Here is a 6,975-nt window from a genome sequence, read left to right as displayed (position 1 = left end):
CGTCGGGATGAGTGTCCGGTCGTCTGTCGTGAGCCGGTTGTTCTGAATTGCACGGTTAAGAAGCTGGTTCGCTGCCTGAGGATCCAGCTCGTGGAATTCCCGATCTCCCCGCCGGGGAGCGCGCCGCATGTTTGTCTTCATGCCCGGGGTATTCCCGAGCTTATTCAAAAAGCTTGCATTGGCGGTCGCTATCGGTTTTTTAGCTGCTGCCGGGAATCCAACCCCGAAAAGATACGCCCCGGCCGGGACTTGAACCCGGGTCAAAAGCTCCGGAGGCTTCTAGGATGTCCACTACCCTACCGAGGCATTGTTCGGCCATGCACGGTGTAAAACCCCCCACGCATGCACCCGCTCCGGATATCATGGGTGCCTGCGACGGTGGCCGGAGCATGCTCCGCACCCGTTCACGGTTCCATATTAACAACACCTCATTCTGTATTAAAGCTCACGGAGACCGGGTTTGCATCTGGCTATCCGGATAGTAGCGTATCGGGTGGGGATCTCCAAAAAGCGCATTTCCGGGCAGCGGAAAACTTCAACAGAACAATCGCACAATGCAGGAATTATCCTTCGAATGACCTGTATGGGGCAGATGTCTGCAAGGAAAGTATTGTAAACCTCCTGCAATAAATGATAACTATCTTATATGTGATCGTAGGCCCCTACGAGGGATCGCTGCACCTGTATGTCGTTTCTCCCCTGTTCTGGAAAAATGGGCAAAATCTTCCTGGTAGTCTTTCTTCTCACCCTGGCATGGGCCGTGTCCGCAGCTGAACCCGGATCTCTCACGGTAGTCGTCAAGGATGCCCGGACCAAAGCCGTTGTCGGGAGCGCGCTGGTTTACCTTGATGGCGCGTACAAAGGGACAACAGCGGACATGTCCGGGGCGATAACCCTCAATGGCCTCAAAGACGGGACTCATACCGTACGGGTAACCAAGCCTGATTTCCGCGAAGTCACAACAAAAATTGTCTCTCCCGATCAGACAACCGTCACTCTGGAAATTGCAAAGGGTGCGCTCGTCCTCCTGAATGACGAGGGTGAGAAAAAAGGTGCGATTAACGTAGTTTTTTATCCTTCATCAACCTCCTACAGTTGTACTGACCATGCGAAGGTATCAGCACCGGTCTATATCAACAACGAGACCCGGTTCCGTGAGGACGTGATGAAGGTGATCAAATCAACGTATCTGGACCTTGACAAGGTTACTTCGTCAACAAAACCCCTTCCTGCTGATTACCGCGACCGGTTTAATTTTTATTATTACTATGACACGTCGGCTCCTGCGGATGCGTTTGAGGGCTGTGCCGGGACGATTCCCGCAAATTACTGGAATGAGGTGACGTTTGCCGATATAACCGTTATCCTGTACCCGAAATACTATGGTGCTTATTCGGACGCTGCCTGCCAGCCGACCGGGTGCAGCCAGGATTACGGGCCCGGCCGCAACCTGATGAAGGCTCCGTCAGACCAGCTGACCCTGATCCAGCACGAGACCGGGCATGCGATGTATGACCTTGTCGATACGTACTGTGGCAACACCTATTATTACCAGAATGATCCCCATGCAAATGTCTGGAGTTCCCGTGAGAACTGTGAGTCGGACGCACGTTCCCATGGACGGGATCCTGCGCAGTGCCGGCAGATCCAGCAGGCTGCAACGGTCTCGTCAGCGAGCTGCAGCCAGCCCTACTGGCGCTGGGACCCCATGCCCGATATCATGGCAAGTGGTTACCGGGGAAAATTCGGTGAAGCGGCAACCCAGCGGATCAACTATGTTCTCTCAAAGGCGGTGACATCATGACCCCGCGGAATCTGTTCAGCCTCATCCTTATCGTTATCCTCTGCAGCAGTCTCTGTCCGTACGGGGCCGCCGCTCAACAGGTAGTACCCGATTTCGACAAGGTTGTCCGGATCCAGATCAACTACCTGGATGGGGCATACACGCTCTCGTCAGCCGAGGTCCAGTACGGCAGGGCCCCGAACCTGGCACTCCAGTCCGGCGAACTGAAAGGCAGCATCCTTGATCCCACCGGAAAGGAACGGCTCTCGTTCTCCACCCGGGAACCCTGGCGTGCGCAGGGAGATATCCTCGGTGACCCGGAAGGCCGGACCCTGATCGGTTACACTGAAGACGGTGACGCAAGCGACATGAGTATCACGGTCCCCTGGGTGCAGGACATGGCATCCTTCACACTCACGGACTCGCGGAACGGGGCACTGCTGGTATCCGCAGATCTAACGCCAGCCGCCAGTCTTTTCTGCGCTGATTATCCGGGGGATCCGGATTGCCAGGCGCGAAGTGCGCCATCCCAGCTTGCTGCAATGGAACCGGTGGCTGAAACAACACCCCTGCCCATTGTCTTTGTGGCAGTTTTTTCCGTATCGGTCTTCCTCGCGGCAGGTCTTGCCATCATGACCGTCCGGAGAAGGGCCGCAGCGACAGCGATCCCGGCGGGAGCAGCCGCTGCGGTAAAGCCGGTGAAACAGACCGTTCTCATCGTTGATGATGATCCCGAGATGGTAGAGATCATCGACCAGTTCCTCACGGATGAGGGATACGCGACCATCCGGGCGTTCAGCGGGAAAGGATGCCTTGATATCCTGAAAAAGCAACTCCCTGACCTGGTCCTTCTCGATGTCCTGATGCAGCCGATGAACGGGTGGGAGACTCTCGAGCAGATCAAGAAGGATCCCATAACAAAACCGATTCCGGTCCTGATGCTGACCGGCAAACATCTCACATCGGCAGAAGCAAAGCAGTACAACATCTGTATCGATGATTACATCATGAAACCCTTCCGCCATGAAGAGATCTTCGCAGCGATCGACAATATCCTCCAGAGGAAACAGCGTTTCAGGGACGGTCTGGAGCTCGCAAAGAAGGTTGGTGTTGACCGGGAGAAGTTCTGCGAGCTGGCCAAGCTCTCCCGCCGGATCTCGGTGAACAAGAAGATCATCGATATCCTCCAGGCACCTGCCGGAACGCCGACCTGGGGCCCTGATGAGATGACACCGGAGAATAAAGAGGTAATCGACCAGATCACGAGGACAACCCGGGTCAACGAGCAGCGTGCCGAGCAGCTGAAAACGGAGATCAACAAGGTATTCCGCTCCAAGGGTGTGCCGGAGATCAACTGGTAAAACTGAAGGGTGCCCACTTCCGCGAATTCCTGTCACGCTCAACCACTCTTTTTTTTACTACAACCGGGATGTGCCTGCCGATGCTGACGCCAGAAATCCCGACATGCATAATATCCTGAACAGTGAATATTTCTGTCATGAATCCGCCGCAGCACCCGTATGACACCGTTGTTGCAGCATTTGCGACAACACGGGTGCCCCGCGATCTTCTGGCCTGTGAACTCTGGCTTCTTTGTGCGCTTCTCTGTATCTATGTTCCCATCCTGAACGGGTCTTTCCTCCGCATCCTGTTTGGTATTCCGCTGGTCCTGTTCATCCCCGGCTATGCGCTGATTGCAGCCCTCTTTCCCGCTGCCCGCGATCTCGATGGCATCGAGAGGATTGCCCTCTCGTTTGGGCTGTCCATTGCTGTTGTTCCGCTCACGGGTCTTGTCCTGAATTATACGCCATGGGGGATCCGGCTCGATCCAATTATCGTCTCCCTGTCCCTGATTACCGTCACCCTGTGCGTCCTTGCCCAGTACCGCAGGGCGCAGGTTCCGGAAGAAGACCGGTTCGTTGTCCCGTTCCAGGAGATCCGGAATGCTGTAATAACGGAGTTCTTTCCCCCCTCTGAAAGCTCTCGCACCGACCGGATCCTCTCCATCATCCTCCTTGTTGCCATTGTCGGGGCCATTGCCACAACGGTTTTTGTCATTGTTGTCCCCAAAGAAGGTGAAAAGTTCACGGAGTTCTTTATCCTGGGGGAGAACCAGAAGGCTGCCGATTATCCCACCCGTCTCGTCACAGGAACGAACAGTTCCCTCTTTATCGGGATCGGCAACCACGAGTACCGGCCGGTGAACTACACGGTCGAGACGTATTTTATGAAAATGACCTTCGACGAGAACACAAACACCAGCACCCTGCATGCCATGGACCGTATCGATCGGTTCCCGGTACAGGTCGCCCATAACCAGACCACGGTCATGCCCTATACCATCGTGCCGGTTGCTGCCGGTGACTATAACCGGCTCGAGTTTCTCCTCTTCAACGAGACCGTGCCGGATGACAGGATTACTGGAACAGACCGTATCAACCAGAGCTATCGCGATCTCCATCTCTGGGTGTCAGTGAGGTCGCTGTAACCTGTGCCGGTTCACCTGGAACTTCCGGAAATCCGGCTGTTTCAGGTTACTCATTCAGCACGGTAAAGATTGCTGTAACATCCGGTTTTTTCATATCAGGAGTACACCGTTCAACACGCACGACCATTCCGGTGCTCTCGGCACAGACGGCTGCAAAGAGACTGCAGACCGGGCAGGGGCTCGAAATACAGCACTTTTGCGACTCCGCAACCATGGCACGGCACCCGTCAATGAGCCGGTAATCTTCCATGTCGATGGTGATAACTCCGGATTCCACCGATGCACTGGTCCGCACTGCAACCTCAAGAACATCAACGCCAAGTTCCCGGATCAGGTTTTGCAGACCGGCCGGGTCATGGGGAATTGCGAGGTGCTGCTCTGTCCTGAGCAGCCGGAGAAGGGGGGCACAGGAAGGCTCCACGAGGATTCCTGCCATGTCCTGGCCTGCAACGAACGGTTCCGTGAGGAGCGGCATACCGGTGTACTCAGCTGCCGGCACCAGCAGCATGGGGTGGTCCCTGCCATCCCTGCCCCCGGGAATAAGATGAGCGTTCCCCTGGGCCCCGAGATCTGCACAGATGCGGGCCATGCTGATGCTGCCCTGGACCGGCAGGAGACTGAGGTAACGGAGGTCAAGAGGATCGCTTGCGGAGAGCGTGACAAAGAAGATTCCCGTCAGGAAGCAGGCCAGGGCTGCTATGACAAGGGCCGCACTCGTGAAGTCGCCACGGTTGGTCAGGATGGCCGTTGCTACGAGAACAGTGGCCAGGATTACGAGAGCAAGGGCTGCCTTATAGCGGGGATTGATCGTTGCAGGAGAGATCATGATGCACCACCGGAATAGTGTTTTTTGAACTGGTACACGCGCACGGACTGGACAACGAGAACCATGACAAAACCTGCCGCAAGGATGGACAACGGGATTACTACATGGTTCGAGAACTCAATAAGCAACGCAACGGCAGTGGTGATTCCGCAGAAACAAAGGAAGGAGTGGAAGTCCTGTGTTTCTTTGAGAATGCCATGCGAAGAACAGATTGTACCGCCTACCATCCAAACGGTAAAAAGCCCGGCCCAAAGGTTCATGGTGCCCGCTGCTGTCGTGAGAAGCATGCCGGAGCAGACAAGATAGAACCCACGGTCCGGCCAGCTGCGGGAAACTGCGTAGATGCCAAGGAATGCAAGGAGAAGGGCCGGGGCAAGGTACCAGGTCTCTGGTCGTACGTATGCAGTAATTGCAATAATCCCCGCTGCAAGGGGTACGAGGAACCGGAATTCCGGCGGGAATGTGTTCATGCGCCCACCCCTCGCGCAGCTGAAAAGGTATCCCTCCGGGCAGGCCTTCCTTCGCGTGCTTCCTCAACAACCCGGACCGTTACCTGTACCTGGCAGGTCCGGAGGGGCCTGACTACATGCCGGATGTGGCTTGTATCCCCGCAACCGAGCGTGAAGAGGTATGCGTTATTCAGGAGCAGCTGCGAGAGTGTCCGGGTGATCTGTCCGGCAAAAGCCGGGTTCCGCTGGCAATACAGGATGCCGGAATACCGCTCCTTCAGGGTTTCAAGAGCCGCCCGGACCTGCGGATCCCGTGCCTGTGCCCCTGCATCCTCGCAGTGCCGGATCATGCTCCTGAGATCGTTCCGGTCCGGCATATGGTAGAAGTGGACAGATCGCTCGGCCGGGTGCATCCATTCTTTGAGTTCGGCAAGGCAGTGAGCGGGATTCTTCTCCTCGCGGATGAGGTGGATGATGTTTGGGCCGGAAATAAAAAGGATCGAGATATGCTGGAACGACTGCAGGGTATCAGTCACCATCCCGGTAACCTCGGAGATCATCTTTGCGAATGCCTTTTCCGGGTAGGGCGCCCCGCACCAGGGAAGGTCGACGATGATGAGCGGGGGGAAGCTCGTCGGGGTGCTGTACTTCCGGATATACATTTTGTTGTACTTGGCCGAGATCTTCCAGTCCACGTGGCGCAGGTCATCGCCGGGCTGGTATTCCCGGAGCGAGTGGATGTCGACGGTGGAGAGGATGCTTGCCTTCCGGTTGTCCCGTGTGCCTTCCAGCGAATCGGATGCCGGTGCCTGGAAAAGCCCTGCTGGCAGGACTGAAAGGACGGGGTCTGTCTCCGTCTCACGGGATAATATCAGTGTTTCGGAAAAAAAGAGGTTCTTGAATGTCAGGGAAATTCCGGAAAACCGGAGATCGCCATGGATCAGGGGAATGATCCGGTAACGGCACACGTAAGTTTGCCCGGGACTGCCGGGAACGGTGTCAATTGTTGTTTCACCATCCATGAGGAGAGTCTTCTGCGGCGGGAGTTCTTCGATGATGACATGGACACGCGGCATGCCGCGGAGGGTAATCCGGGAAGTCACCTGGAGCGAGGTACCACGGCGGACCATATTCCGGCCCAGTGTCCGTCGGCACTGTACGGAGGATGCAATCTTCCGGACTTCGCTGTCGAAAACGAGATACTGCCCGAGAACTCCAATGGCAAGCGTGCTGCCGGCACGGAGGAGGGCCGGGTCGTCGAGTGCCAGTGCGCCGGAAAGTAACAGGAGGATGACAAGACAGATCCCCTGCGTGCATCGTCTCAGCTGCAAAACTCAGAGCACCCCTACTTTTGAAAGTCTCCCTTCAAGCACCTTTCCCCGTGTGATCCCTCCCACTTCCGCCGCGCCCGGGAGGACTATCCGGGGCC

The 6,975-nt window shown here is 56.2% G+C and carries 6 protein-coding genes and 1 tRNA gene; 3 read left to right on the top strand and 4 right to left on the bottom strand.

What is annotated here, in order from left to right; genetic code table 11:
• Positions 1–234: 234 nt before the first annotated feature.
• Positions 235–306: transfer RNA gene (locus CW742_RS04695), tRNA-Arg, on the bottom strand.
• Between the two features lie 406 nt (positions 307–712).
• Here CW742_RS04695 and CW742_RS04690 point away from each other — a divergent pair.
• The 3 genes from CW742_RS04690 (at position 713) to CW742_RS04680 (ending at position 4,271) form a co-directional block, all read left to right on the top strand.
• Positions 713–1,804, top strand: coding sequence for a carboxypeptidase regulatory-like domain-containing protein (locus tag CW742_RS04690; protein ID WP_292417172.1), 1,092 nt, complete (start codon positions 713–715; stop codon positions 1,802–1,804).
• On the top strand, positions 1,801–3,144 hold the full coding sequence (locus tag CW742_RS04685; RefSeq protein ID WP_292417169.1) for a response regulator: 1,344 nt from the start codon (positions 1,801–1,803) through the stop codon (positions 3,142–3,144). The genes CW742_RS04690 and CW742_RS04685 overlap by 4 nt, the downstream gene beginning before the upstream one ends.
• Positions 3,145–3,281: 137 nt before the next feature.
• Positions 3,282–4,271, top strand: coding sequence for a DUF1616 domain-containing protein (locus CW742_RS04680; RefSeq protein ID WP_292417166.1), 990 nt, complete (start codon positions 3,282–3,284; stop codon positions 4,269–4,271).
• A gap of 46 nt (positions 4,272–4,317) precedes the next feature.
• Here the strand turns inward: CW742_RS04680 and CW742_RS04675 are convergent, their stop codons facing one another.
• The 3 genes from CW742_RS04675 to CW742_RS04665 are packed head-to-tail and all read right to left on the bottom strand — an operon-like array spanning position 4,318 to position 6,877.
• Entirely contained in the window at positions 4,318–5,097 is a 780-nt protein-coding gene (locus CW742_RS04675) for a hypothetical protein (RefSeq protein ID WP_292417163.1), read from the bottom strand.
• Positions 5,094–5,567, bottom strand: a complete 474-nt coding sequence (locus tag CW742_RS04670) for a hypothetical protein (protein WP_292417160.1) — start codon at positions 5,565–5,567, stop codon at positions 5,094–5,096. Before CW742_RS04670 ends, CW742_RS04675 begins: the two co-directional genes overlap by 4 nt.
• Positions 5,564–6,877 (bottom strand): DUF58 domain-containing protein, encoded by a 1,314-nt coding sequence (locus tag CW742_RS04665; RefSeq protein ID WP_292417157.1) that lies wholly within the window; start codon positions 6,875–6,877, stop codon positions 5,564–5,566. The genes CW742_RS04670 and CW742_RS04665 overlap by 4 nt, the downstream gene beginning before the upstream one ends.
• Positions 6,878–6,975 lie beyond the last annotated feature (98 nt).

The sequence above is a fragment of the Methanoregula sp. genome, assembly GCF_002835825.1.
Lineage (GTDB): Archaea > Halobacteriota > Methanomicrobia > Methanomicrobiales > Methanospirillaceae > Methanoregula.
Note: the sequence above shows the minus strand (reverse complement) of the source record. Positions and strands in the feature narration are given on the sequence as shown.